The sequence below is a fragment of the Sulfitobacter geojensis genome, from assembly GCF_000622325.1.
Taxonomy (GTDB): Bacteria; Pseudomonadota; Alphaproteobacteria; order Rhodobacterales; family Rhodobacteraceae; genus Sulfitobacter; species Sulfitobacter geojensis.
The window spans coordinates 3,041,586-3,067,352 of sequence record NZ_JASE01000005.1; the positions used below are offsets into that span (position 1 = coordinate 3,041,586).

Annotated in this window: 21 protein-coding genes; 7 read left to right on the forward strand and 14 right to left on the reverse strand. The window is 54.4% G+C overall.

From position 1 onward, the window contains the following. Positions 1-27: 27 nt before the first annotated feature. On the reverse strand, positions 28-1,842 hold the full coding sequence (locus tag Z947_RS0116775) for a sensor histidine kinase (RefSeq protein WP_025045439.1): 1,815 nt from the start codon (positions 1,840-1,842) through the stop codon (positions 28-30). Positions 1,843-2,631: 789 nt separating this feature from the next. Between Z947_RS0116775 and Z947_RS0116780 the strand changes: the two genes are divergently transcribed. Together Z947_RS0116780 and Z947_RS0116785 are read left to right on the forward strand one after the other, a co-directional pair. Continuing rightward, a complete protein-coding gene (locus Z947_RS0116780; protein WP_025045440.1) occupies positions 2,632-4,248 on the forward strand; it encodes a hypothetical protein in 1,617 nt (538 codons plus the stop codon). A gap of 77 nt (positions 4,249-4,325) precedes the next feature. After that, on the forward strand, positions 4,326-4,583 hold the full coding sequence (locus Z947_RS0116785; protein WP_276202379.1) for a UPF0149 family protein: 258 nt from the start codon (positions 4,326-4,328) through the stop codon (positions 4,581-4,583). Between the two features lie 287 nt (positions 4,584-4,870). Here Z947_RS0116785 and Z947_RS21960 read toward each other — a convergent pair whose 3' ends face one another. Continuing rightward, positions 4,871-5,122 carry a YbhB/YbcL family Raf kinase inhibitor-like protein gene (locus tag Z947_RS21960; protein WP_156026669.1) on the reverse strand — a complete coding sequence of 84 codons (252 nt, stop codon included), beginning with the start codon at positions 5,120-5,122 and terminating at the stop codon, positions 4,871-4,873. 261 nt (positions 5,123-5,383) lie between these two features. On the opposite strand from Z947_RS21960, the gene Z947_RS0116790 reads away from it, so the two are divergent. Next, positions 5,384-5,695 (forward strand): hypothetical protein, encoded by a 312-nt coding sequence (locus Z947_RS0116790; RefSeq protein WP_025045442.1) that lies wholly within the window; start codon positions 5,384-5,386, stop codon positions 5,693-5,695. A gap of 50 nt (positions 5,696-5,745) precedes the next feature. Here Z947_RS0116790 and Z947_RS0116795 read toward each other — a convergent pair whose 3' ends face one another. From Z947_RS0116795 to Z947_RS0116815, 5 genes are all read right to left on the reverse strand, one after another. Beyond that, positions 5,746-6,243, reverse strand: a complete 498-nt coding sequence (locus Z947_RS0116795) for a TrmO family methyltransferase domain-containing protein (RefSeq protein ID WP_025045443.1) — start codon at positions 6,241-6,243, stop codon at positions 5,746-5,748. Between the two features lie 1,085 nt (positions 6,244-7,328). Next, the gene (locus Z947_RS0116800) at positions 7,329-10,133 is read right to left on the reverse strand and encodes a VapE domain-containing protein (RefSeq protein WP_081781173.1); all 2,805 of its coding nucleotides are present in this window, start codon (positions 10,131-10,133) and stop codon (positions 7,329-7,331) included. Between the two features lie 631 nt (positions 10,134-10,764). Further along, positions 10,765-11,397, reverse strand: coding sequence for a hypothetical protein (locus Z947_RS0116805; protein WP_025045445.1), 633 nt, complete (start codon positions 11,395-11,397; stop codon positions 10,765-10,767). 127 nt (positions 11,398-11,524) lie between these two features. After that, complete coding sequence (locus Z947_RS0116810; protein WP_025045446.1) at positions 11,525-12,613, reverse strand: tyrosine-type recombinase/integrase; 1,089 nt, start codon at positions 12,611-12,613, stop codon at positions 11,525-11,527. Positions 12,614-12,966: 353 nt separating this feature from the next. Continuing rightward, positions 12,967-13,551: a Crp/Fnr family transcriptional regulator gene (locus Z947_RS0116815; RefSeq protein WP_025045447.1), complete on the reverse strand. Its 585-nt coding sequence runs from the start codon at positions 13,549-13,551 to the stop codon at positions 12,967-12,969. A gap of 79 nt (positions 13,552-13,630) precedes the next feature. On the opposite strand from Z947_RS0116815, the gene Z947_RS22135 reads away from it, so the two are divergent. Both Z947_RS22135 and Z947_RS21225 read left to right on the forward strand, forming a co-directional pair. Then, positions 13,631-14,215 carry a hypothetical protein gene (locus tag Z947_RS22135; protein ID WP_025045448.1) on the forward strand — a complete coding sequence of 195 codons (585 nt, stop codon included), beginning with the start codon at positions 13,631-13,633 and terminating at the stop codon, positions 14,213-14,215. A gap of 70 nt (positions 14,216-14,285) precedes the next feature. After that, entirely contained in the window at positions 14,286-14,621 is a 336-nt protein-coding gene (locus tag Z947_RS21225) for a carboxymuconolactone decarboxylase family protein (protein ID WP_156026670.1), read from the forward strand. A gap of 131 nt (positions 14,622-14,752) precedes the next feature. Here the strand turns inward: Z947_RS21225 and Z947_RS0116830 are convergent, their stop codons facing one another. From Z947_RS0116830 to urtA, 7 genes are all read right to left on the reverse strand, one after another. Beyond that, the gene (locus Z947_RS0116830; protein ID WP_338057829.1) at positions 14,753-15,121 is read right to left on the reverse strand and encodes an FmdB family zinc ribbon protein; all 369 of its coding nucleotides are present in this window, start codon (positions 15,119-15,121) and stop codon (positions 14,753-14,755) included. Positions 15,122-15,141: 20 nt separating this feature from the next. Beyond that, the gene (fmdA, locus tag Z947_RS0116835; RefSeq protein ID WP_025045450.1) at positions 15,142-16,371 is read right to left on the reverse strand and encodes a formamidase; all 1,230 of its coding nucleotides are present in this window, start codon (positions 16,369-16,371) and stop codon (positions 15,142-15,144) included. 24 nt (positions 16,372-16,395) lie between these two features. Beyond that, positions 16,396-17,085, reverse strand: coding sequence for an urea ABC transporter ATP-binding subunit UrtE (gene urtE, locus Z947_RS0116840; protein WP_025045451.1), 690 nt, complete (start codon positions 17,083-17,085; stop codon positions 16,396-16,398). A gap of 11 nt (positions 17,086-17,096) precedes the next feature. Next, positions 17,097-17,843 carry an urea ABC transporter ATP-binding protein UrtD gene (gene urtD, locus Z947_RS0116845; RefSeq protein WP_025045452.1) on the reverse strand — a complete coding sequence of 249 codons (747 nt, stop codon included), beginning with the start codon at positions 17,841-17,843 and terminating at the stop codon, positions 17,097-17,099. Next, on the reverse strand, positions 17,840-18,976 hold the full coding sequence (urtC, locus tag Z947_RS0116850; protein WP_025045453.1) for an urea ABC transporter permease subunit UrtC: 1,137 nt from the start codon (positions 18,974-18,976) through the stop codon (positions 17,840-17,842). The genes urtD and urtC overlap by 4 nt, the downstream gene beginning before the upstream one ends. A gap of 12 nt (positions 18,977-18,988) precedes the next feature. Further along, positions 18,989-19,915: an urea ABC transporter permease subunit UrtB gene (gene urtB / locus Z947_RS0116855; RefSeq protein WP_025045454.1), complete on the reverse strand. Its 927-nt coding sequence runs from the start codon at positions 19,913-19,915 to the stop codon at positions 18,989-18,991. Between the two features lie 79 nt (positions 19,916-19,994). Continuing rightward, on the reverse strand, positions 19,995-21,263 hold the full coding sequence (gene urtA, locus Z947_RS0116860; RefSeq protein ID WP_025045455.1) for an urea ABC transporter substrate-binding protein: 1,269 nt from the start codon (positions 21,261-21,263) through the stop codon (positions 19,995-19,997). A 231-nt stretch (positions 21,264-21,494) separates the two neighbouring features. On the opposite strand from urtA, the gene Z947_RS0116865 reads away from it, so the two are divergent. Then, positions 21,495-24,839, forward strand: coding sequence for a hybrid sensor histidine kinase/response regulator (locus Z947_RS0116865; protein WP_025045456.1), 3,345 nt, complete (start codon positions 21,495-21,497; stop codon positions 24,837-24,839). Then, the gene (locus tag Z947_RS0116870) at positions 24,826-25,719 is read left to right on the forward strand and encodes a response regulator transcription factor (RefSeq protein ID WP_025045457.1); all 894 of its coding nucleotides are present in this window, start codon (positions 24,826-24,828) and stop codon (positions 25,717-25,719) included. The genes Z947_RS0116865 and Z947_RS0116870 overlap by 14 nt, the downstream gene beginning before the upstream one ends. Positions 25,720-25,767 lie beyond the last annotated feature (48 nt).

The window sequence follows — 25,767 nt, forward strand, 5'->3', positions numbered from 1 at the left end:
ACGTCTTCATCAACAAAATAAATCACTCTAGACACCAAATATTGGAATTTTGACTGCAAAACACGTAGTATACTCTCCGTCCCGTTTATCTCTCAGGTATTCAATACTGCCCATGAGATGCTCCATGATGAACCGGCACTGATACAATCCAATTCCAGCGCCACTGGTTCGCCTCCTCATCGCATTTTCAGCCTGGTACGTCTCATTAAAAATGTAGTCCGCATCTTCTTCCGGTATGCCAATTCCATTGTCGCATACGCAGACAGAGACGAAGTCCTCCTCCAAACACCAAGATATCCGGACCTTAGCTTCTCGAGAAGTCTGGGAGTACTTCACGGAATTTTCAACCAAATTCTTAAAGACGATCAAAAGCAACTCCACATCCGTCAAAATCTGCGGGATCGTCAGATACGCATGCTCGACCACATGATCCGTCATTGACGAGGAGGGTGCCGCCTTTGTGAAATCATCAATTGCCACCTTGAACCCTGGAGCCGAATAGCATCGCGCTACTGAAGAAATGTAGTCAGGTAATTTCGAAATTACTTCCCCAAAAAGATTCGCCTGAGTAAGAATGATCTTCGGAAGTTCTCTTTCGTCACGCGTCTTAAACACACGTACTTGCTCGTGGATGCTTTGCATGAACGCCAAGGAATTTGGCAGTGAGTGAGATATATAGTCCGGAAAATGAATTTTTTGCTTTGCAAATTCATCGATGTTGTGCAGCGCACCTAGAACAGTCAGAACATTATTCTCCAAACTATGAACAACACGTTCAAACTCACTTGTTTTCGCCTCAACTTTTTTGAACATGTGAATAACAACGCTGCATAGGTTTAAGAAATAGTCGACGACTAGTTTGTCTTCCCAGGAAAAGCTGGAGATCTTTCTATGCGAGTTGTGTGATAACACTTTGTTTGTTAGCCTAAGGACTCCATAACATTTGGCTTTCTGTCCCGACATCAGTCCTAGAAAGTTGGGCGAGAAGAATGGTGTTACCATTGCGGAATGAAATCGACTCTCTGTTGCTTCTCGATATTTAGGTGCCGAACTGGCTATTTCCTGAATGTCAATTTCTTTTGCCGTTTCCTGCAAAAACGATTGTACTGTTAGATGCTCAGTATCATTCATTCGATAAAACGCATCGGCCTTTCGAACTGTCTTGTCCTGAAGACCAGTGGTCGCTGCCAACCGCAAACAATCGGCACGTTCATCATACAAAAAAAACGATCCCGCTTCGAATCCTGCTGAGGTTAAGTTTTGCAAGGCTTTGTGTAGAAAGCTGTAGTGATCAGAAACTGACATAGCTTTCTCGATCATTTGATCACGTAAGTTATGCAAGGTGACATTTGTCGAAGCACTTAACGCATGATCAATGGCCGTTTGGATGCTACCAACATTTTCAATCAAACGCTTTGTGTCTTTCGAGTTCTTGGTATAAAGGCAGATAGAAAGAGAAAAATCCTGATCAGCGATAAATCGCAACGAGATAGGAAGCACGACTGCCGAAGTTAGCTGGTATTTCGAAATCAAGTCTTGATCACGAAATCCCGAAGCGTCCTTCAATGAATGAACGAGTTCAGGCTTGCCATTTTTTACAACTCTTCCCGCTAAAGAATCCAGTCCAAGAGAAAAGTCGAGGTAGTTCCTGTAACGAAACCCCACTTGACCGCGCAAAACCAGCCCAGTTTTAGATACGTTGAGTGAATACATCGAGCATGCGGCCAGGTTGAATTGCTCCCGTAAAATCTCCAATATCTTTTGCTCAGCTGGAGCTATCTCCAACTGAGAGGTTTCCATTATCTGTAGGAAAAAGTTCTCGTTGAGCTTTGTCTCAGACATAAAAATCTCGCTAAACCTTGTTGCAAGTTGATTTCACTGCCCCGCGATGTCAATGGTTTTCGTACTACGATGCTCGTATTGCACTAGATAAATTGGAAATTTGGGTTGTGGATCGCCAGCATATGATACTCTTACTTAGCGTCATCGATCGCTTTCTCCGCGCAAAGCTATTTTTTGAAGATCGTTTAAAACGAATGTGAAAACCCAACCGCCCTGAACAAGGAGCCAACAGGCTAACCAACTTTGTTGGTGAGTAACCGCTTTCACCAGAAGTAGAGATTATTGACTTACTCGCGGAACGGAGCACAAGAGTTTAACAAGCTGTTTCCGGTGAACTGAAAACCGTTAGAGATTTCGCCGCAGCAGATATTGCATGAAAGGCCGCCCCATCCGCGTCCCGCAGGTCTGATCAATTTGCGGCGACAGTGCGGTCTGGATTCAGGTGTTCAACCCAGTTTTGAATGACGGCTCTAGCGACCGAGACTGCAATGCAGCGACGATCGTGTTGTAAGAGTGAATGGATGCTGCGTCAGCAAAGGCGCGAACTTGAATGGCGGCAATGTCCGCTGACCTACGTTTGAGCCAAAAAATTGCTGCACGATGCAAGAACGGTTGCAATGTCGGGCCGCATTGCAGCATTTGAACCCAGTCGTGAAGGGCCGATTTGGGCCGAGAGAAGCAGCAGGTCCCAACAATTACCTGGAAATAGTTTGCCGCGCTCGCAGCTTGCGAATGGTGTTGCAACGCAGATAATCTGGCTTCGAAATTATTCGATTGCGGGAGGCGATAATGTTTGCACGCAGCATAAAGAATGCCCTGAACGAACTGGCCGAGGCGTCCGACATCACTTCCAATCAGGCCAGCCTTGAACGCAGCAGCACAGCGTTGCTGCACGATCCCGAGCACGGGGAATCGCTGGTGCGCGCGTTAGGCAGCATTGAGCCGGATCAGAATGCGATTAACGAAATGTTGCAAGTTCTCACATCAGCGCTTGATGGTGCGCGGATGGCACAGGAAGGCGGTCAAGCGCGCGGCGGGGTTCTTATCGCGAGGTTGGAGGGTACCGTAGCGCAACTCGCAAGCAAAGGCGCGCTTACCATGTATGGCAGTCTGAGCTTGTCGCGGGCCTGGGTGCGGGCGGGGCTTGTCCCACCAGAACAACTTGGAAAGGCTGGAGAGGCTCCGAATGAGCCGGGACTGGGTCCACTGAATCCCGATCAGGCCGAGGCGATGTTTGACGATGTGTTTGGTGAGTTGATCGAGCAAGCCGATGGCGACGTCACTGTGCTGCACGAGGCTCTAGGCGAAATGCTGCCGTCGCTGCCTGCTGACGTGCGCGGGATGATCGTTTCGACGACAACGGCCCGGCCGGATGGCATATTCGGGCGGCTGGGCTGTGCGTTCCTGGTTGATCCGTCCGAAGACACCCGACTGGCGGCTGCACTGGGTCTGGCCGACCGGCTCGCCAAAGGATCTCTCGAGGCGGAGGTAGCGGCACAATTGATCATTCTCCGCAGTTGGTTACCCAGTGATGCGGCCCGAGCAAAGCTAGACGACGTTCTGCGCGATGCCATGCGGAAAGGAGTTTCCCGCGGTGCGATCACCGAACCGTGGACGCTTCACAAGGTCCTGGCCACCATGCCAGACGGCAGCGGTGCGCAAAGTATCGGGGTGTCGCTGCAATCTGGCAGTCGTCGGGTGCTGGCGATGCTGTTGCTGAAACAGGATTTCGGCATCAATGATGCCTATGTGGTCCCCTGCGCCTCAGCCTCAGAGCAGCGTAACATTTTGGCCAGCCTTGAGGCCGAAACCAATGCGATGGCAGTGTCGCCCGATTATCTGAGCAGCGCGCTGGAACTGTCGCTGGGCGATGGATTGGCCCATGGGCTGCCACCCGCACCCGGTCTGGTCGAGATTGCCGAGCTATGTGGCCTGACCGGGCTGCACCCTCGGAACCAAACCACCGCTGCGCTGCTGAACACGCCGGACCCCGGCGACGAGCTTGCCGCTTGCTCGCCTCAGGCCCGAGGCAGGCTGATCAACACCAGTGAATACTGGGTTGAAGATCACCCACTCACCGACTGCTGGTTCGAGGACAGCGACGCCTCGCGTGCGGCACTGGACAAACCGCGCACGCCGCGTGCCATGGATACGGCTCTGTGGAAATCGCTGGAAGGTCGCCGCGACTGGTGGGCTCGGATCATCGCGCACTCGGCGATGCTGTTGAAGGCAGGCGGGCATGACGAGCTGAGAGCTTTGTCGCGACAGCACAGGCCCTGCTTGCGGGCCGCGCTCTGCGCAAGATCCCAATTATGCTGGACATTCATGAGCAGACGATTGGTGCATGGTTGTATGGTGGCGCGCCGGAGGATAGCTTTGCCCCCGAGATCGAGTTGCAAATGCTAGGTGAAACCGATGACCTCCCTGCCCCGCCCGCACCAGAGGAAAAGGGTGAACTGGCTTAGATACTGAAACCCACGACACTGTCATCAGAGACAGTCGATGGCTGCCTTACCGCAATTTGCATCGCTCCGAAGATGATCATACCTGATCGCTGGCTGACGCCGGTGCTGAAAGAAGCACTCCCCGATATACCCGCGCCCAACATGCAACGGTTTCTTGATGTGCTGTTGCACCGCTTTATCGCGACGCTCGCGAACTTGTCTGACCCTGTGGATTTGGAGCGCATTTTCAGAAGCATGAGCACCGCTGGCCGGCGTGACTGGTCACAAGGATTTTAAGAGGGCAAACAGAACTTCAAAACATCTTGGCCTGCAAGGGCGCTAGGCCCTAATGACAAGGCGATGCTGCGTCAGATTGAAACCATGACGAGCGATCCTGCGACAGCGGTCAGCGCAATCCCTGTACTTGCCGCGTGGCTGACCAGGAGAATGGGTGCAGTTGGTCGTTGAGGCTCTGCCCTTGTATGCAGTTACCGGACCGACCCGTTCGGCCAATCGGGTCATGCGCCGCCAAAGCCTGTGGCACCGCAATCATTGGTCAGCTACACATCGCTCACATCGCCGCTTCAAGGCAGAGAAATCACGTTAAGGGCGAAGCAGTGCCTCCGGCCGGAACCTGTGGGCGCATCAGGGTCATTGAGCGTGACGGCAAAGCTTTTGGTGCCCTCGGGTGCGCCTGACCACTCCAGCGTGGGGCCGACATTGCCGCCTGCACAGCCGAAGCCTTCGAAGAGGAAATCACTGCTCAGTTGCTGACTCTCGGCAATGTCGGGGTTGGTCAGAGCAAAGGCAGGACGTAAGGGCCGGGCGCGTTTCAAATATGCGCTGCTCTCTAGATGGCCGCCGTTTGCCAAGCACCCTCACAGCAAGCCGCACTCCTCCTGAGTGCTGAGTTGTAAAGCTTTCAAACCAGCCAGCGCATCAACAGCGCTACGATCAGGCTTGTCAGCAGAGCGTCTACACGTCCCAACTGGCGCTGGCGTTGACTAAAACAGCATAGTGCCACTAGACTTATGGAGAAACATGAGTTCCGATGCGTGAGAATTTCACCACTACGCATCGTATCGCAGGAGTTCGTTATGCACACTGATCTCAAATCTCGCAGACGGTTGCTGGTCAATGCTAGCCAAAGCTATGTCGTTGCTGATGGCGCATGGCAACAGGGGCTACGCGAGGCCGGGGCATTTATCCCAGATGCTATCAACCACAACGTCTGGAAAATTGGAAATCCCGGATCACGTATCCGCAAGCTCTACGAGGCACGGGACCACGCATTACAGCGGTTGGTCGTTGCCCAGCTCAAAATACAATCGGCCAAGAAACGGATCCAGGATCGGCAGTCACGAACATCTCATGCCACCCTGTTTCTTGAAGTTCACCATGAGCTTTGAATAGTGGAATCCGGGTTGTACTCACCTACCCTGTCCCGGCGTTGAGTTAATCAACTAGTTGGCGGCACGTCGATCCCTGCTATCCAGGGCTTGATATCCACCACTGGTGTGCGATCAAATGCATCCGTTGTATCTATCCCGACTATCCCGGTCTCATGGTCAATCGATGTGATAATCGCAGCAGACATCGCTATAGGTTTTGGCCGAACTGGCGAACGCAGCGAAAACACACCGCGCGGTTCCGGCAAGTGCCGGGGAGATTGAACGACCAGATCGCGCGGCCCACGGTCCATCCAATAAAGCACCCAGATGGGCTGCCATATTTCCAAACCTTGAAGCCCTGCCGAGTAACTAGCCAAAAGCTCGATGCGGGCATTCCCACCACCGGCTTCTCGCCCCTGGGTAGTATTGCGCGGGCTGTCTCCCCGCGACCACTGCGACCGGATATGGCCGATAAAAGTCACACCTGCGTTGATCCGCTCTGCAGGGTCAAAGCCAAGCTGGACTTCCCCTTCTCGAACACCTCTTCCATCGACCACTGCGATCACCTCTCGTTCCTGAATGTATCTGACATCATCAGACCCGGCTCCACTCCGTTGTGCAAGGCTGTGACTCAGCAAATGGGGCCTGTGCTGCGGGTGGGGGGCCTGATTAGGGGAGCAGCCATGGGGCCGCTTGATCTGGGGGCCGTGGTGTGGTGGCCAATGGTTCGGGCAATCCATGCGCCGGGGGGCCGTGTGCGTGCCGTGCCTGTGGCCCTCTGGACTCATGGTTCTGCGTGGAGGCCGTCCCGTGTGGAGATCGCACGTTGCCGGGGTCGGGCATGTGGGGGGCGTCCTCTGGGGGTCATGAGGTCTGGACCCGTGAGGGGGGGGGCGCTTGGGTCCTTCCCCCGTCCTGTGGGGGCTCCGGGGGGTGCGCTGAGCCCCGGCCTCTCAGCGTTTTTGTTACATTATAACATATCTTACTTATTTCTGAGGGCGGTCATTCCTGTGAGGGGGATTTTTTGTTTTCTGAGGTACTGACGATGCCGACGAGGAAGAGACGACCACCCCCTCGTCGGCTGCCCCCCCTTCTAACTACCTAATAACAAATAATAATATATAGTATAATAGTAGGTAAAGAGGGTGACGAGGGGGTAAGGGGGTAAAATGCACAGAGAAGGGGAGAAAGGTATATGGGGGGCGCCCCTACCGATATGTGTCCTTTTACCCCCTCATGTCCTCTTATCTTCTCCAGAGTTAGCTGCCCCCCTCGTCGGCTCGTCATCACTTAACCCATTGATAATAAAAATGTATTCCGCTTTACCCCCCTCGTCAGTGGCATACCCCCCTCGTCACTCGAAAAGTCCCCCACATGGGAATGGGGTATTATAGCACCCATCCTCACGGGGGAGTCTCCGAAAACCCCGGGGGAATGTGGAAACGAAAAAAGGTCCCCCGTGTGGGGAGCCTCTCGGGTCGCGTTATGCTGTGGGGGTTATGAGGGCCAGTGATTGTTTACCCACGAGCCGCCCTCCCTCTCGCAGTCTTGTCTGTGGTGCCCGCATCCGAACCCCCAGAACTCCGAAGCTGTGGCATACGGTTTGCCCCAGCGATGAATACCTCGGTGGCAGAGCCACCGTCCGAAGGCTTTAGAGAAGGTCGCTGTCATCGTCATCTCCATAGCCGTGTTTACTGTCAACTTGCGGGAACTCGGGATCGGGGGCTTGCGCCGAATTGATAACCCGGAAGCCTTGGGTCTGTTCTTCGGGCATCATGCAGGGCCGGAGCAAACGCATGGCCTGCCTCTTCCGAATCCTTACTTCTGCATGACGCCAACCGATCTTCTGCATACCGTCGAGGAACTGAAGGTATGCAGTGTGCTCCTGCCCGTTCATAGGCCCGTTCCTGTTCACGTTCATAACGTGGCGGAACAGTTCTGACTGCGTGATCGAGACCCGACAGACGGTTGTCTTTTCGATGTCGAGACCCTCGTAGTGTGTTTCCAGCAGATCAAACCCGTCTGTGTTGAGAAGGGATTGCAAGGACACTTCTCTGTTCATCCACTCTATCGCTTGGTCCATCCAGTTCTCGAACATCTCTTTCTTACGAGCGACCTCTTGCACCACCAGTGCAATCTCGGCGGCTTCCCCGGTCAGGTACAGAGGCAGGTCTCTACCGGAGGGGGTTTCTTTCCGCATCTCGACATACGCCTCGTAGGCCGCACGCCAGATACTAGCCTTGGCGTGCATGATGGCATTGGAGTCGATGGGCGTGTCTTTGACTTTCATGGGCCAGAAACGACGGTTCCCGGTAGGGTCTCTCAGGTAATCTTTGTTGTTGGTCGTACCGAAGATCACACACTGGCGCGGCAACTCGGCCATATGCTTCTCGTAGGAGAGGCGCACGTCGTCATGCTGCCGCGACATGAAGGACTTCGTGCTGTTGGCATCGCCCTTGGTCAGAGAGGACAGTTCTGGCAGTTCCAGAGCCCACTTGCCCATCATGTGTTCAGCGGTCTCTTTTTTGTTGCTCAAATCGGTCTCAAGTTCGCCAAAGTATTCTTGCCCATAAAGCCGTTTGATCGCGGTCGATTTACCGATGCCCTGAATACCTTCGAAGATCACAGCAAAGTCGAACTTGCAGCCCGGTTCGAACACCCGAGCGACCGAGGCGATCATGAAGAGCCGGGACACCTGCCGCGTGTAGCCAGTGTCCTCGGTGGCCCCGAAGAGGTCGATGAAGACTCGTTCGAGATCGTAGCCAGGTTCCCCGTGTTCTGCGTGGTCGAGGATGCGCTCACGAACCGGATGGAACCTGTTGGCCCGCGCGGCCATGCCTACGCCCTGCCGTACCCGCTCCATGGGCACGTTGATCTCGTAACCACCCTTATCCACGGGAGCCTCGATCAGTGCCCGGATGATCTCATCGTACTGGTCCTGCCAGCGGTCTCCGTTATGGGGGTCCTTGCAGGCGATGAACTCGCCGGGCTTCGACTTCGATTTAATGTCGTCGGTCATGACGATTTGGTAGGAGAACTCGTTATATGCGATCTTGCGCCAGAGCCTCGGATCGTTCGTACAGATCGTACCGACATTGTGGCTGTTGACCTTAATAATGCCGTCGTCGGTCAGGCTCAGGTCCTTAGCAATCCATTTCTTCGGGGGCGTCTCGGCCAACCTCCGGCGGTGCGTCTTGCGCAACTGGGGAGAGGCCGATGTGGCTTCGAGCGGCACGCCAAGGAGGTCGTCCAGTTCGGACTCCTCTTCTTGACCCATGTGGTTTCCCAAGTCCGAATCGTAATCCACGTCGTCATCGGACAGCATATCTTCGAGGTCGTACCGGCTCTCGGCCTGAGCGATCTTGAAGGCTTTGTCGTCGCGCAGAAACTCGGTCATCTTCTTCGTTGACGGCAGGTCCTTCAGCAGGGCATCCTTGGCTTCCTTTTCGTCAAACTTGCCGAACTTGTGAATTCGCACGGCGTCGTAAGCATTGGTCAATTTTTCTTGGATGTCATCTGTGCCGTGGTGCGAGTAGATGAACTTGTCATCATAGACGACGGCACCGTTGGAACTCTGGCCGCCGGTCCACGTCATCCGCGTGATCGCACCGTTGCTCCATTCGGTCGGCTCGTACATGTCGGCCAAGATGCCGGGCTCTCCGTCCTTGCCCACGACCAGATCGGTGATCGAGTAGGCGCGGCAGAAGTCACCGACCGGACCCTTCTTGTCAATAGGGTCTTCAGCGAAGTCTGCGGTTTCGCGCAGTTCATCTTCGCCGGGGGTGCGCGGCAGATTGGCGATGTCATGGGCGGACCCGTTGGTCAGTTCCCACGTCTCGATGGCATCCTCGTGATCCCAGAGATCACCGTCCTGTTTGTAGAAGACGTAGTGCTTCTCCATGTCCTTGGAGACGGTCGGCATATACATCATCTGCGCTGGGCGAAACGATACCTTGTCCACCCACTGCATCTCGTTGTCTGCGAACTTGGCCGTGATCCGGCTGGCAGCTTGGTAGCGATCCCGGGAGACAGGCTCCTTCAGGAAGACGATGATTCGCAACCGGGGGTTTTCCGGGGTGTGAGAGCGCGTGCTGTGGGCGATAAAAGCCGTCCCGGGGAGTATCTCTCCGGCCTGCAACATCTCGACAAATTCACGGGTCGCGTAGTCTATGTCGAGCGTAATCAACAGGCTCGGCATGATTGAATTGCGGTTCCGGTTCTCGCCCGGTTTCACGCCCCCGCGCATCATCCAACCGCCGGAACCTTTCAGTTTTTGCTGGCGCTTGTCGGAGGCTTTTTTGTACTCCGCCCACTTCTCCGGGGTGACGTGGGGCGTCTTGAAACGCTCTACGAATCTTTTGATCGTCTCTGTGGTGTTTTTGCTTTTTCCCAGGTTCACGCCGGAACCAAGAGAATAAAGTATCTTATTGGAAGATAAGGAGGTGAGAGAGGTCATTACGGCATTCTCCAGATACAGTTTTTTTATCGCCCAGCGCCATAACGATCGCTCGGGCGGGGCCAGCAAAGAACTGTTCAAAATGTTGGGTATACGGCGGATTTAAACCCGCTAGGTAGCTTCAAAGGGATAAGTTCACGGTCGGCCCTAAATGCTTAGACTGCGAAACAAGAAGGGTTTCTTGAGCACCAACTCATCGAACGGCCCTGAAGCGACTACAGAACTGCTACGCACGCTGAAATTTGTTGGACCATGAATAAATCATGCTGCCGGAAAACCAGCGTTGGCATACAATTTCTTACACAACATGCCGGTCCATCCACGCATCAAGATCGCACCGACGATACACAACGCAGCCGGAGAGTTTAATGAAGCTAGGGCCATTCGGACGATTATGGAGCATGCGGAGTTTCGCGAGTGTCGATTCAGAGACACCTGTATATTCCGCGGCTACTTTGGGCCGCATGTTCAGCGGCCACCCCAAGCTATTTTCAGGGTCACGTGAACCGCTAATGATTTCAGAAGTAGACATTGTGTTTCCTCACAGAAGTTTCAATTACTTCCGAGAGATGTGATGTTTAGCCAATTCGTTCGCCTCGAAAAACTGACGGAGTTTGTGGAGACGCTATCTTCATTCTATGTCGTTCGCTTCATCAAGCAAGTAGAAGTCGCGAAGCATGCGCGTTTCATTGTACTCACTACGGGACCGCGATCGTGCCCATATTTTCTCAATCTGTACTCTGTTTAGATTGGGGAGTTTCGACCGACCAATAGCTGCTTCCACGATCTCACTGGCAGTCGTGTCGTGGTCTCTGTTACTTGTGCGCGAATTGTTCTGAGTCATTGGACCTTTTCGGGACATTTCCAGATAAGACATCGCGTTAATGACGATAAAGTCGCGCCCCCAGGTTTGTTTACTAGGACGTCCCGGGCGGGCTTTTGGAGGTGAAAAATTTCCCAGAAGAAACTCCGCCGCAAATTCTCTTAATTTGGGATCAAGATCAGCATCGCAGGCCAAGCGCGTCCCCACGACGAAGGTTGCTAAATTGAACATTTCTAGTTGGCTCTCTGCCTGCTTCAACAGAAGATCAATGGATTTGGGTGGATAGACTACGTACTCAGGGTCAGTATCAGACCAATCGAGGCTGAGACCGTACCATGCTTTGACCCAGTCAGGACCCTGGCCGTAGAAACCACTGGCTACCAACTTATTAATTTCGTTTGCTGTTGATTGAATTTCAATTTCGAACTCCTCGAGCGGCAACTGTTCTGTCCTTTCAATAATCTCCTAAGCGAGATCCTATAGTTTGCGCTTCGAACGCAAGCTTCATGCAAGGTGGGAAATATGACACCAAGGCGCAGGCTTGATTATGTTGTCACTAATGATGGCACTACTTTTGCGCTCCACCTGCAATCCGGTTTTGAAGTTCCGAAATCGTGACCTCCATTGAGGGTCTAAGCGCATCAATCGATGGCATGGCATAACGCTGCCCAGTGATCGACAGCGGCGTGTGATTTAGAAGTCGACCCACAATTTCTTCCAATACACCAGCTTCCATCGCCACAGTTGCGAATGTCCTGCGATGCATATGCGGGTTGTACTTGAGCCTTTCGGGTTTTGTAATGTGGCCTGTCACCGACTTTGGAGACGGAAACACCCACGTTCGGCTGAGAGGGCGCAGCGGCGCGAGGATCTCATGATGCAGTTGGAGGATCGGCAGATCAAAACTCCGGCCATTCTTTGTCATCGGCAGATGAATGCGATCTTCATGGATTTGGTTCCATTGCAGCGTCAACGCCTCGGTTTTTCTGAGCCCCGTGAACAAGAGAAGCTCAAAGAACACACGATGGATTGGATTGTTCAGCGCATCGATCGTTAGCCGCCATTTCTTTAGGTCATCGATGATCCGACCATCTGGCTTATCTTCATACCATTCGATAGCCACAGTTGGGCACTCCGCCAGATCGTAGGTCCGGCGTGCATGATTGTAGATTGACCTGAAGCTGCGCAGGACATGATTGGCAGCGGATGGCGTTTTGGCCAAATCCTGATGGCGACGGACAACCATTGCTTTACTGATCTCGTCCAATGGCAATCGCATCCAGTCCTTGAGATGAAGCTCCAGTTGCTGACGGGTCCCACTTTTGTGCGTTTCAGATCGAAGCTTCGGGCGCGCCAGATAGACTTCCATTGCAGCCTCAAGCGTCGACGCACCGATCTGAGCCACCTTCCCTACCCCCCTACCCATCTTCAAGGCAAACCCAAGGGCTGTCTGCCGCGCGGCTTGCGCCGAGATGATCGGAAACCGCCCGACAAGGATGCGCTTGGTCTGGCCTCCTACGTCCTTTTGAAAATACCAGGTTTTCGAACGCTTGCCGACGAAGAGTACCAGCCCCTTGATCTCGCTATCCCAGTACTTCTGCGTTCCATCAGAAGAGTGCGGGAGCTTCCTTGCATATGTCTCGGTGAGCTTTGGCATTTTGTCTGCTTTTTGTCGGTATCAATCGGAAAAGGCATGAAGCGACAGGAACGCGAAAGACAAATTAAGTCAATATAAATAATAACATGGAATGAAATGGAACGTATCGGAAAATATAATCTTCAGTTTGGAAAACTGAGGTCTTAACCATTACACAACGCCCGCTCAACAAAAGTGTTAGTATTTCATACCTGTAAGGGCGTCAAGTAAGCCGTGATGGATAAGCTTAAAGATCTACGATCCAACTGAGAAATTCGGGGGCTGGCGAATTAACAGATCGCGGACGAAGCGCCATTTCGTCGCGGTTGCGATCAAAGTCTGCTTTAGTAGCCGAGGTTCCCGTAATCGACCCCTCAATCAACCACCGTGTCTCGCTCGGCTGCGCGAAGACGACTGAGTGTAACCGGTGTGACACCAAGAAAAGTTGCGATCAAGTAATGGCCGAAGAGCCTTTCGTGACGCGGGAAATTTTCGCGAAACCATGCAAGACGGTCCGCACCGCCAAGTGCGGCGAGGCACCATTCTCGGTCAGCCTTGCAGGCCAGTTCTTGCTGCAAAATGCCGTTTGCCCATTCGCGAATGGGCTTCGATGCCAACATCAGCGCAGTCAGGGTACGGCTGTCCATGTGCGCAACTAAAGCGTCCGCAACTACCTCTATGGAAACGAGCGAGGTCCCGTTTCTGGTTCTCGCGACATTTGGTGCGACCACGCAGGGGCCAGCGTGAAAGCCAACGCAAACTGCTCGACCTTTAGGATCGGTAATCTGGCTGGTGGCGCGCCCATCAAGAATGATGTGCTCTAATGGGTCTGGTTCGCCTTGCGTCGCGATGCGACGCCCCTTTTCTACATACTCCACAGTCCATGCAGCGGCGAACTCACGGGCGCTGTCTTTGTCCAAAGCGTTCGGAGAATGCGTGAAAAAACTTAAGAGGTCCAAATCGCGAATTCCTTATCAAACGATAATGCCAGCTTTGCTCGCACTGAGTACGACGGTGCCAATGGTAAGGAGAAAACCAATGAAAATGGTAATACCAACACAGCAGTACGGGCGGCAAGTGGCACTCTTCGGTCTCGCGGCTGTCGGAATCTATCTGTTGATGATCTTTGTCACTCTGGCGCACATCGAGACTTTGTCCGGCCTTCGCCCTTTCGACATGCGCCCCGGCGGATACTCGGTTGAACAGGCAAACTCGCTGCTCTCTGCCTTAGGATCTAGCGGGAGGCGCTATTATCTTATGCGACAGATCCCACTTGATCTCGCGTATCCCGCGCTCATGGCGCTGACGTTAGTATCATTGTTCAAATGGCTTAGATTGCGGGCCGTAAATCACAGGCTGGTTCAGATTGGGATTTGGTTTTCGATCTGGGCAGCTCTCACTGATTATCTAGAGAACATTGGCATCTGTCTCATGATCCTGACTTGGCCAGAAATACCAGCCGACATTGTCTTGGCGGCAAGTGTCGCTTCTATTGTGAAATCGGGCTTAACGACAGCTGCTGTCTTGATCGTCCTGCTTGGTGTCGGTTTTTCGGCGTTTAAAAAGATACGGCTTCGTTCCGTACCCCTATGCCGCTATGGCCGAGGCACCTACGATCCTTGAGGGGTACATGAGCCTTACGGCGATCTTTGCAAATACCGGCCTGTCTGAAACCGAGCGCTAGATCATCCTGATGATTAACAACCGCCTGAACGGCTGCAAATATTGCATTGCGGCACAAACAACGCTTTCGCAAATGGCGGGTGTTACCGGTGACATCATCGACGCGTTGCGCAAGAACACACCAATCGCTGATGCCAAACTTGAGGCGCGCCGTCGGTTTGCCATCGCCATCAACAAAAGCCGCGGCTGGCCGAGCCAGAAGCACCTCAACGCCTTAGTGGCAGCGGGCCACATGCGGCAATCTCTTCTCGAAGCGATCCTTGGCACCTCTCTCAAGGTTCTGTCGGACTACACAAACCACGCTGCACATACCGCGCTCGACGACACGTTCAATGCAAACCACTAAGATGTCGTGCAGCCGGTCGCGGCAGAACAGCGGGCTGGCAGGCAGCGGATGTTTAACCCGATCTGCCGGCCTGCACCCCCCGCACCTTACGCACCAACGGCTGTTCATCCCGGCCGTTGCTGTTGATCGTCCTAGTGTGAAATCATCCAAGGCCGCTTGGTCGGAAAACTCTTGGACCCGTCGGGACGATGCAGTGTTTTGCTGTTCTTCTTTGTGCCTGCGCTACAGCATCCACATCCTGGACCATGGGTGCTGGTGCGTTTGGGGCTATCCGCGCTGCGTTCGTTCGTCAGGCGACCGATACGGGTGCTTTGGCTGACGAACGATACATTCGGCGCTGTCAGCATAACGCGGGGCGATTGGGCCCCACAATCGGGGCAATCGTTTGGCTCGGCGCAGTGAGACATGCGTTCGATCGCTTCAAATGGGCCGCAATCCGCGCAGGCGTATTCATAGACGGGCATTGTTTCATCCTTATCGCTGGGAGAAGTCCGGCCCATATTCTGGGCCGGATAAATCGTTACCGGTCGTAGGCAATCGGCATATCGACAGAACCATCAAGATATTTGGTCGGACCATTGGCGTTCGGCATCATGTCCCATTCGAAAATGTCATTGGGCAGCCACAGCGTTGCACAGGCATTTGGAATATCGACGACGCCCGAGATATGACCCTGCACCGGTGCAGTACCCAAAATCGAATAGGCCTGCGCCCCCGTGTATCCGAATTTCTTGAGGTACTCGATGGCGTTCAAACACGCCTGACGGTAGGCAATATGCACATCAAGGTAATGCTGTTCGCCGGATTCATCGACGCTGATCCCCTCAAAAATGAGGAAGTCGTCGTATTTCGGCTTAATCGGCGATGGTTTGAAGATCGGGTTTTTGACACCGTATTTCGCCATGCCATCCTTGATGATCTCGACCTTCAAGTGCAGCCAACCGGCCATTTCGATCGCGCCGCAGAATGTGATTTCACCGTCACCTTGGCTAAAGTGCAGATCGCCCATCGAAAGTCCCGCGCCATCCACATAGACCGGAAAGTAAATCTTGCAGCCGCGGCTCAGGTCTTTGATATCGCAGTTCCCGCCATGTTCGCGCGGCGGGACCGTGCGTGCCGCTTCCGCTGCCGCTGCATCGCGCGCCTCCCCTTTCATGGCACCCATATGCGCGCTTTGCGTGTTGGGCAGTTCTGCAAGCGGCGGTACACGGTCGGGTTGGGTGTTCACCAGCTTGGTCTCGCGGGTGTTCCACATATCCAGCATCTTGCGATCTGGCAGACAGCCGATCAGGCCGGGGTGGATCAGCCCTGCGTATTTCACGCCCGGCACGTGGCGGGATTTGGTGAACATACCGTCAAAATCCCAGATCGACTTTTGTGCCGCCGGGAAATGGTCGGTCAGGAAACCGCCACCGTTCTGTTTGGAAAAGAAGCCGTTAAAGCCCCAGTTCAATTCCTCTACAGCGCCGATATCAAGGATTTCGACCACCAGCAGATCGCCCGGTTCGGCCCCCTTCACCCCAATCGGGCCGGAGAGGTAATGCACTTGTTCCAGCTCTACGTCGCGCACATCGGATGCGTCATCGTCATTCTTGATCTGCCCACCGGTCCAGTCATATGTCTCGATCTTGAAATCATCACCCGGCTCGACCCAGACGTTGATCGGAATATCGGGATGCCAGCGGTTGTGAATGTTCTCGTTTGTGTGGGGACTTTCACTTAGGTCCACCGAAATAAGAGTGTCGGCCATAGCGTTTTCCTTTCTTGCTTGCAGTTATACGGAGAGAAACTTTGAGACCTGCGCCTCGTCGATGCCGTCGCGGGGGCTGTCATGCACAAACGTGCCGTTTTCGATCACCATCACCCGGTCTGCGACATCCAATGCAAAGCTGAGCACCTGTTCGGAGACGACAATGGTCAGCCCTTTCTGGTCGCGGATTTTGCGCAGGGTTCGTGCCATCTCGCGGATGATCGACGGCTGGATGCCCTCTGTTGGCTCATCCAGCAGCAAAACCTTGGGGTTGGAGGCCAAGGCGCGCGCGATCGCCAATTGTTGCTGTTGTCCCCCGGACAGGTTGCCACCGCGCCGCGACTTCATTTCCAACAGCACAGGGAACAATTCGTAGATGTCGTCGGGCACTTTGCTTTGCCCGGTCACCGTCAGGCCGGTTTCGACGTTTTCCTGCACCGTCATCGCCGAAAAAATCATCCGCCCCTGCGGCACATAGGCAATTCCCTTGGCGACACGCTGATGGGATTTCAGCCCTGTCACAGCCGTGCTATCCACCGTGATATCGCCGGATTTTTCACCGACAATGCCCATCAGGGTTTTCATCAGGGTGGTTTTGCCCATCCCGTTGCGCCCCATGATCGCGACGATCTCGCCTGCTGGCACATCAAGATCAAGACCATGCAGAACCTCGGATTCACCGTAAGCTGCGCGTAACTTGTTCACATTCAACATACCGGTTCTCCCTAATGGCCCAGATAAACTTCGATGACTTTGGGGTCGGCCTGCACATGGGCCATCGACCCTTCGGACAGCATTTTGCCTTGGTGCAAAACGTTGACGCGTGTGGCGATGTCCGCAACAAATCCCATGTCGTGCTCGATAACGATCACCGACCGGTCCTGAATGATACGGTTCAGCAGTTCGGCGGTTTTCTTGCGTTCGGCCACAGACATGCCTGCGACGGGCTCGTCCAGCATCAACAGTTCGGGATCCTGAATGAGCAGCATGCCGATCTCGAGCCATTGCTTCTGCCCGTGACTAAGAAAGGCCGCTTTCTCGGCCAGCAGATCAGCAAGAAAGATCGTCTCGGCGATTTCCTGAATCCGCGCGGTAACATCTGCGGTGCGCCGGAAGCTTAGCGCGCCGAAAACGCTATGACCCTTTGGAAAACTGATTTCGAGGTTTTCAAAAACCGACAGGTCCTCGTAGACCGATGGTGTTTGAAACTTACGCCCGACACCTGCATGTACGATCTGGTCCTCCCGCATTTTCAGCAATTCATGGTTCTTGAACTTGACCGACCCATCCGTCGCTTTGGTGCGCCCGCAGATAAGATCCAGTACCGTCGTCTTGCCCGCGCCATTGGGGCCGATGATCACACGGCATTCATTCGGTTCGACATAAAAGCTTAGGTTATCCACCGCTTTGAACCCGTCAAAGGACACGGTCAGCCCCTCGACCTTAAGCAAAAACTGTCCGTGGGCCATCATGACACAGCTCCTTCTTTTGCGGGTGTTTCAGGGGTGGCTTTGCTGCGCTGTGCCCATAGCCGATTGATCTGTGGCATGATCTTTTCAGACCAGATGCCCGCCAGCCCGTTGGGGAAAAGCATCACAACCGCGATGAACAATCCGCCAAGCCCGAAGAGCCACAGCTCGGGGAAGCTTTCGGAAAAGCTTGTCTTGGCCCAGTTCACAAGAAGCGCGCCATAGATCGCCCCTTGGATGGAAAGACGCCCGCCCACTGCACAAAAGATTACCATTTCAATCGACGGGACAATTCCGACAAGTGTTGGCGACATAAAGCCCACCTGCAGCGTGAACATCGCGCCACCGATCCCGGCAAAGGCAGCCCCGAGGCAGAAGATAAAGATTTTGAAGCTGGCCACATCGTAGCCCGAAAAGCGGACGCGATCCTCTTGATCCCGCATTGCGATCAGCACGCGGCCCAGTTTCGATTTACGCACACAATGTGCGATAAACAGCACCGCAAGCAGCAACACGCCGTTTACGTAATACAGGATTTCCTTGGCCTCGTCGGTTCGGATGTCCCAACCTTTCAGCGTGCGCAGGTCTGTGATCCCGTTGACGCCGCCGGTATAACCTTGCTGGCCGACGATCAGAATGGTCAGGATGGCGGCAAAGGCTTGGGTGATAATCGCGAAATACACGCCACCCACGCGCCGGCGAAACATCGCAACCCCGATGATCAGCGCAAAGATGACCGGCACCAGCACAACGGCGACAAGTGTGAAGGTCAGGCTGTAAAACGGCTGCCACCAGCCCGGCAGTTCGGTCAACTGGTTCCAATCCATAAAGTCGGGGATACCCGGCGTGGACTGGATCGACGTGTTTTCAGGTGTCGACGCTTCTAGCTTGAGGAACATGGCCATGCAGTAACCACCAAGCCCGAAGAACACCCCCTGCCCGAGACTGAGAATACCACCGGCACCCCAGCACAGGGCCAGACCAATCGCCACGAACGCATAGGTCAGATATTTGCCGAACAGGTTCAGGCGAAAGTTGTCCAGTAATGCCGGTAACAGCAGCAGGATGATGGCTGCCAGAACGACAAACCCGATCCATTCCTGTCGTGTGAACAGAGCGTTTTTTGAGATAGTCATAACCAGTCTTCCCTACTTGCGAAGCTTCAAAGAAAAGAGCCCCTGCGGGCGGATCATCAGAATGCCCACCACAACCAAAAGCGTGAGGACCTTGGCCATCGAGCCGGACAGGAAGAATTCCATAATCGACTGCGCCTGAGAGATGGAGAATGCGGAGGCAATGGTGCCAAGGATGCTGCCTGCGCCACCAAAGACGACAACAAGGAAGGTATCGACAATATATAGCTGCCCTGCAGTCGGTCCGGTCGATCCGATCATCGTAAAGGCCGATCCGGCGACACCCGCAACGCCGCAGCCGATGCCAAAGGTCAACCTGTCGGTCCACTCGGTGTTGATCCCGACAGCACCTGCCATCACGCGGTTCTGGTTGATGGCGCGGACCTGCTTGCCCCAGTTCGAGCGGAACATCATGAAATAGACCGCCAGAGAAATACCCACAGCCAGGATCATCACGAAAATGCCGTTAATCGGGACTTCGATCATGTCGGTGACGGGCATTGATCCCATCATCCAGCTTGGAATGGTCACACCGACCTCGCGTGCGCCAAAGGCGGTGCGGTAAACTTGTTGTAAAATCAGGCTCAGGCCCCAAGTCGCTAGCAATGTATCAAGCGGTCGTTTGTAAAGGTGGCGAATGATCGCCCATTCGACCAGCAGGCCCAAAGCGCCAGACGCGATGAACGCCAGAAACATCGCCACAAAGAAATACCCGCCGAACAAAGCAGGCATGTAATCCGCAAAAAAGATGGAGACGAAATAGGTGACATAGGCACCAAGGATCATGAATTCGCCATGGGCCATGTTGATGACACCCATCTGGCCAAAGATAATCGCCAGCCCCAGCGCCATCAGCACAAATACGGAAAACAGGATCAGGCCAGCAAAGCCCTGCATCGCAAAAATCGCGCCGAGTTCGGCCATGGTAAAGTCGGAAAACATGCCGGCTCCTTTTCGAAAGTGTAAATGGAAGCGGAGGCGGCGTGGCCCGATTTGAAACTCTGGGCCACGCCTGCGAAACTTACTGATAACCCTCGGGGAAAGGGTTCGGCTCGACCAGATCGGCAGTTTCATAGACAACTTCATACTGGCCATCAGGCTTGGCCAGACCAACACGGGTTTTGGACCACAGATGATGGTTTTCGTGGACCTTCACATAACCTTCGGGAGCGTTTTCCAGTTCGATCCCGATCTGGGCTTCTCGGACCTTATCCACATCAAAGGAACCGGCCTTTTCAACGGCGGCTTTCCATAGCCACGGCCCAAGATAGGCAGCCTGCGTCACATCGCCGATCACAATGTCATCGCCCCACATTTCCTTGAAGGCTGCAACAAATTCTGCGTTATTCGGGTTATCCAGCGATTGGAAATACTTCATGCAGGCATAAGCGCCTTCCATGTTTTCGCCACCGATGCCCAAAATCTCGTCCTCGGTAACCGAAATAGTCAACAGGATCGGGTCTTCGGCAGTCATATCAATGCCTGCCGCTTTCAATTGCTTGTAGAATGCAACGTTCGACCCGCCCACGACAATCGCATAGATCACGTCGGGCTTGCGCAGACGGATCTTGTTGATGACAGAGTTGAACTGCGTGTGACCCAGCGGATAGTAATCCTCGCCAACAACCTTGCCGCCCAAGAAGTCTTCGATATGTTTGCGCGCGATTTTGTTGGATGTCCGTGGCCAGATGTAATCGGACCCCAGCAGATAGAAGGAATTCGCGCCCTTGGTTTCCTTGACCCAATCAAGGCCCGCAATAATTTGCTGCGTTGCTTCTTGGCCCGTGTAGATCACGTTCGGGCTTTGCTCCAGGCCCTCATAGAAGGTCGGGTAGTACAAAAATCCGTTGTTCTGTTCGAACACGGGCAGCACTGCCTTGCGGCTGGCGGACGTCCAGCACCCCATGACAGATGCGACCTTGTCACTGACCAGCAATTTGCGCGCTTTTTCAGCAAAGGTCGGCCAGTCAGACGCGCCGTCTTCCTGGATCACTTCGATTTGACGCCCCAAAACGCCGCCCATTTCGTTGATTTGTTTGATGGCCAGTTTTTCGGCCTGCACAGAACCGGTTTCTGAAATCGCCATCGTCCCGGTGATCGAATGCAGGATCCCGATTGTCACAGTATCATCGGTTACCGCAAGGCCGGTGGTGTTGACGTCGGCCGTTGCGTAATCTTGGGCGCGCAGCACCGATGGCGCAAACAATGCAGCGCCGAAAGCCGCAGAGCTTGCCATCATGGCGCGGCGGCTCATGGCGCCGTTATTCTTTGAAATCGGTTTATCTGACATGACCATTCCTTTTCAGAAAGCTAAAAGTTTAGGCGATTCCACTTACCGCCTCCTAGCTCACGATCAGTCAGACGGGCTGGCTCCGATATACGTCGAATGACGTATATGCCTGCGCATTTTGCCCCCTATGCTCTTGGACAGTGGACAAAGGTCTGAATTGGGGGAGAGGCCGCAGTCACCAGGATATCCTGGGCTGCGAGATCTCTTTGAGTGTGTGCGAGGCGCTTGAAAATGGAAATCGGACTACAGGCCACCCGGGAAAAGCGAACCTACAACCAGTGGGTTGCAAACGAGACGATGGAAGATTTTGCACTGCGCTTTACCGCCCGCCGTGCGCGCCGTTGGAGTTATGCGCGTGTCGCCAACACCGCCATCGGGTCGATTTCGTTTCTAGCTTTGGAGGCGATCGGTGCCGCGATTACAATAACATACGGGTTCGACATCGCTGTTTTTGCAATCATGTTTGTCGGCGCAATCCTGTTTCTGACCGGGCTGCCGATCTGCTATTACGCAGCGCGTTACGGCGTTGATATTGATCTGCTGACACGCGGTGCCGGCTTTGGCTATATCGGCTCGACCATCACTTCGCTGATTTACGCGTCCTTCACGTTTATCTTCTTTGCACTCGAGGCCGCGATCCTTGCCCTAGCGCTCGATTTCCTTTTCGGGCTGCCCATTTTCTTGGGCTATATCGCAAGCGCGCTTGTGGTGATCCCACTGGTCATCAACGGATTCTCCAAGATCTCTTCGTTTCAGACATGGACCCAGCCGCTTTGGGTCATCCTGCATATCATGCCTTTCGCGCTGCTGGCGTTGGTGGGTTATGACATCGACACATGGTTGGCGTTTGAAGGCGCGCATGAGGGAAAAGGCACATCAACCCTGCTGATGTTCGGGGCGGCATCTGGCGTGGTGTTTTCCTTGATTGCCCAGATCGGCGAACAAGTTGATTTCCTGCGTTTTCTACCCGAACCCAAAACACGCAAAGACTGGCGCAAATGGTGGGCTGCCCTTGTTGCGGCGGGGCCCGGCTGGTCGGTGCTGGGGGTGCTCAAAATGCTGGCGGGGTCCTATCTTGTGACGCTGGCAATCCAGAATGCGGTACCACTTGTCGATGCCGCAGACCCTACGCATATGTATTACACCGCCTTTGATCAGGTCTTTGGATCACCGACCCTTGTGCTGGTGCTGACGGGGACATTCGTTGTTCTGTCTCAGCTAAAGATCAATGTCACCAATGCCTATGCAGGTTCTATCGCATGGTCCAATTTCTTTTCGCGGCTGACCCATAGCCATCCGGGGCGGGTCGTCTGGCTGGTTTTCAACGTCGGCATCGCGGTGCTGCTGATGGAGCTTGGGGTGTTTGAGGGCCTCGAACAGGTGCTGCGTCTTTATTCGCATGTTGCAGTGGCGTGGATCGGTGCGTTGGTGGCTGATCTTGTGGTGAACAAACCCCTTGGCCTCAGCCCCAAAGGCATCGAATTTCGACGGGCGCATCTTTACGATATCAACCCCGTCGGGATTGGTGCCATGGCAGTGGCCTGCGCTGTGTCCTTGCTCGCTGTGACAGGGGCGGTAGGACAGACCGCGCAAGCCTTTTCGACCTTCATTGCGCTGGCCACAGCCTTTGCGACAGCCCCCATGATCGCGTTCTGGACAAAGGGAAAATACTATCTGGCGCGGCCTGACGACACGCCCGCGGCCGAAGGCCTGCATAGTTGCTCGATCTGCGACTTTCGCTTTGACGCCGAAGACATGACCCATTGCCCGTTTCACGCAGGGCCCATCTGTTCGCTCTGCTGCACGCTTGACAATAATTGTCAGGACAGTTGCAAACCGCATGGCCGCATCGGGTACAACGTCAAACATTTCATCGACCGCAGCTTTGCGCCCAAAATCTCTGCCGCTATCCAATCGCGCTTTGCAAAATTCATGCTTTTCACCAGCCTTATATCGGGATTGTTGGGGGGCCTGCTGTTGTGGATCGGGACCAACGCAAACAGCCCCAATTTCACGGCCGTTCTTACTGTCATCTTCGGGAGCATCGTGATCGTCGTCGGCATCTCGGTCTGGATGTTCCTGCTTGTCAACGAAAGCCAGCGTAACGCGCGTGCGGAAACCCGCCGCCAAACGGATCGGTTGCTGCGCGAAATCCGCGCCCATGAACGCACTGACATCGCGCTGCAAGATGCCAAGGAAAAGGCCGAGGCCGCGAACCATGCAAAAACCCGTTATATGGCGGGGCTCAGCCACGAGCTACGCACGCCGTTGAACGCCATTTACGGCTTTGCCCAGATTTTGGAAAAGGATCCTGCGATCCCAAAACACCGGTTGGACTCCGTCACCACGATCCGGCGCAGCAGCGAACATCTTGCCGGTCTGATCGAGGGGCTGCTGGACATCGCGAGGATCGAAGCAGGACGCCTGGAAGTGATGCGCGACCGGATCAACCTGCGCATGTTCATCAAGCAGGTCGCCTCGATCTTTGAGGAAGAGGCACGCGAACGCGGGATTACGTTTACGGTCGAGACACATGGCAACCTGCCCGCATGGGTCGGGTTTGACGAAAAACGGCTGCGCCAAATTCTGATCAATTTGCTGTCCAACGCGCTTCGCTACACCGAACGGGGGTCGGTCTGTATGCGGATCACCTATCGCAGTGAAATCGCCTTGATCGAGGTCACTGACACAGGCATCGGCATCGCGCCCGATTTCCTGCCCCGTATCTGGCAACCCTTTCAGCGCTCGCGCCAAAACAGCGCACGCGGTTCCGGGCTCGGGCTGACAATTACCAAACTTCTGGTGGAAATTCTGGGCGGCGAGATCAAGGTGAATAGCACCTTGGGTGAGGGCAGCACCTTTACAGTCCGGTTGATGCTGCCGTCCCTTTCCCAAGACCCCACCGCCAAAGAGGGGATTCCCCCCACCGCCCATACCCTGCCTGTGATCGGCTATTTAGGCGCGCGCAAAACGATAATGGTGGTCGATGATGATGCCCACCACCTTACCTTGGTTACAAACTTGTTTGAACCGCTTGGCTTTAGCGTGGTCGTGGCCGCCTCCGCCGAAGTCGCGCTGGAAATGTTGACCGACATCACACCAAATCTTTTCATTCTGGACATCGACATGCCCGGTCAGGACGGTTGGTCTTTGGCGCAAGATTTACGCGCCAGCGGTCTGAAAACGATCCCCATCATTATGATTTCAGGTCATGCCAAAGACGTCGAAAGACCGAACCCGCATTTGGCGCTATATGACGCGTTCATCACCAAGCCTTACAGTCTGGATGATCTCGTATTCCGCGCCGCCGGCCTGTTAAAGCTCGACTTGAAAACCCAAACGGATGACGACGACGGGACACCCACCGCCGCGCACCTTGCGTCACATACGGCCGAGCACATGATTGAACTTGCGCGGACCGGACAGGCAAGCAATCTGCGTCGCATGCTTGCTGAACTCGAAACAGAACGCGCCTGCCCGCCTGCCCTCCTATCACGCCTCAACAAATACCTCGCGGAATTCGACCTTGCCGGTATCGCTGAGGCGCTGGAAAGTGAAAAACATGAAACGGTCTAACCCAAGCCCTCAAAATCTTGCCCTCGTCGTGGATGATGAACCGGATACCTTGTCGATGGTGTCTGCCGCGCTCGAAGAAAGCGGCATGTCGGTCATTGTTGCCCGCGATGGCCAGACGGCCATTGATCTGGTCGAACGTGTGCAGCCCGATGTGATCCTGATGGATGCGCTCATGCCCCATATGGACGGCTTTGAGACGTGCCAGCGGCTGAAAGCGCCGCCTTTGAGTGTCGCGGCACCGATCATCTTTATGACCGGATTGACCGAACCTAATGACGTGGTCCGGGGGCTGAAAGCTGGGGGGGTCGACTATGTGACGAAGCCCGTGGTGGTTGATGAATTGATCGCCCGCCTTGCGATCCATATCGCAAATTCCAAACTACTCCAAAGCGCGCGTGACGCGCTCGACAGCTCTGGCCGGTCGATTTTGGCCTTCACCCCGGACGGTGATCTGTCATGGGGGTCCGACAATGCGTTGGAAGCTTTTGACGTTAACGAAGTGGATCATGCGGCATTGAGTGAGTGGCTTGCCACTTGTGTCCGAAAACCACTTTCCCAGCTGCAACCCTTTGCAATGAAAGACTATCAGCTCTTCTATGTCGGGTTGTCGGCGTCATCAGAATTACTGGTGAAGTTTAGCCGCCAGCGCTCCATTTCAAATGAACAGCTCCTCATTGCGCAATGGGGCCTCACGCTGCGGGAGGCCGAAGTCCTCTATTGGCTCACACTTGGCAAAACCAATCGGGACATCAGCGCGATCCTTAGTCTCAGCCCGCGAACTGTGAACAAGCACCTCGAACAGATCTTTCAAAAGATGGGTGTCGACAACCGGACGTCAGCAGCCGTTGCTGCCGATCGCGTGCTGCACGGGACCGACTAAGACAGCAGTCGTGCCGCGCGCGAACACCCCCACCGCCCTTCCGTCAAA

Bases quoted from the DNA above. Each gene is read 5' to 3' on its own strand.
- Z947_RS0116865 (WP_025045456.1), top strand. From the start codon at position 21,495: ATGGAAATCGGACTACAGGCCACCCGGGAAAAGCGAACCTACAACCAG.
- urtA (WP_025045455.1), bottom strand. From the start codon at position 21,263: ATGTCAGATAAACCGATTTCAAAGAATAACGGCGCCATGAGCCGCCGC.
- Z947_RS0116775 (WP_025045439.1), bottom strand. From the start codon at position 1,842: ATGTCTGAGACAAAGCTCAACGAGAACTTTTTCCTACAGATAATGGAA.
- urtB (WP_025045454.1), bottom strand. From the start codon at position 19,915: ATGTTTTCCGACTTTACCATGGCCGAACTCGGCGCGATTTTTGCGATG.
- fmdA (WP_025045450.1), bottom strand. From the start codon at position 16,371: ATGGCCGACACTCTTATTTCGGTGGACCTAAGTGAAAGTCCCCACACA.
- Z947_RS0116800 (WP_081781173.1), bottom strand. From the start codon at position 10,133: ATGACCTCTCTCACCTCCTTATCTTCCAATAAGATACTTTATTCTCTT.
- Z947_RS0116870 (WP_025045457.1), top strand. From the start codon at position 24,826: ATGAAACGGTCTAACCCAAGCCCTCAAAATCTTGCCCTCGTCGTGGAT.
- Z947_RS0116830 (WP_338057829.1), bottom strand. From the start codon at position 15,121: ATGGGCCGGACTTCTCCCAGCGATAAGGATGAAACAATGCCCGTCTAT.
- urtD (WP_025045452.1), bottom strand. From the start codon at position 17,843: ATGATGGCCCACGGACAGTTTTTGCTTAAGGTCGAGGGGCTGACCGTG.
- urtE (WP_025045451.1), bottom strand. From the start codon at position 17,085: ATGTTGAATGTGAACAAGTTACGCGCAGCTTACGGTGAATCCGAGGTT.
- urtC (WP_025045453.1), bottom strand. From the start codon at position 18,976: ATGACTATCTCAAAAAACGCTCTGTTCACACGACAGGAATGGATCGGG.
- Z947_RS22135 (WP_025045448.1), top strand. From the start codon at position 13,631: ATGAAAATGGTAATACCAACACAGCAGTACGGGCGGCAAGTGGCACTC.
- Z947_RS0116780 (WP_025045440.1), top strand. From the start codon at position 2,632: ATGTTTGCACGCAGCATAAAGAATGCCCTGAACGAACTGGCCGAGGCG.
- Z947_RS0116790 (WP_025045442.1), top strand. From the start codon at position 5,384: ATGCACACTGATCTCAAATCTCGCAGACGGTTGCTGGTCAATGCTAGC.
- Z947_RS0116810 (WP_025045446.1), bottom strand. From the start codon at position 12,613: ATGCCAAAGCTCACCGAGACATATGCAAGGAAGCTCCCGCACTCTTCT.
- Z947_RS21225 (WP_156026670.1), top strand. From the start codon at position 14,286: ATGATTAACAACCGCCTGAACGGCTGCAAATATTGCATTGCGGCACAA.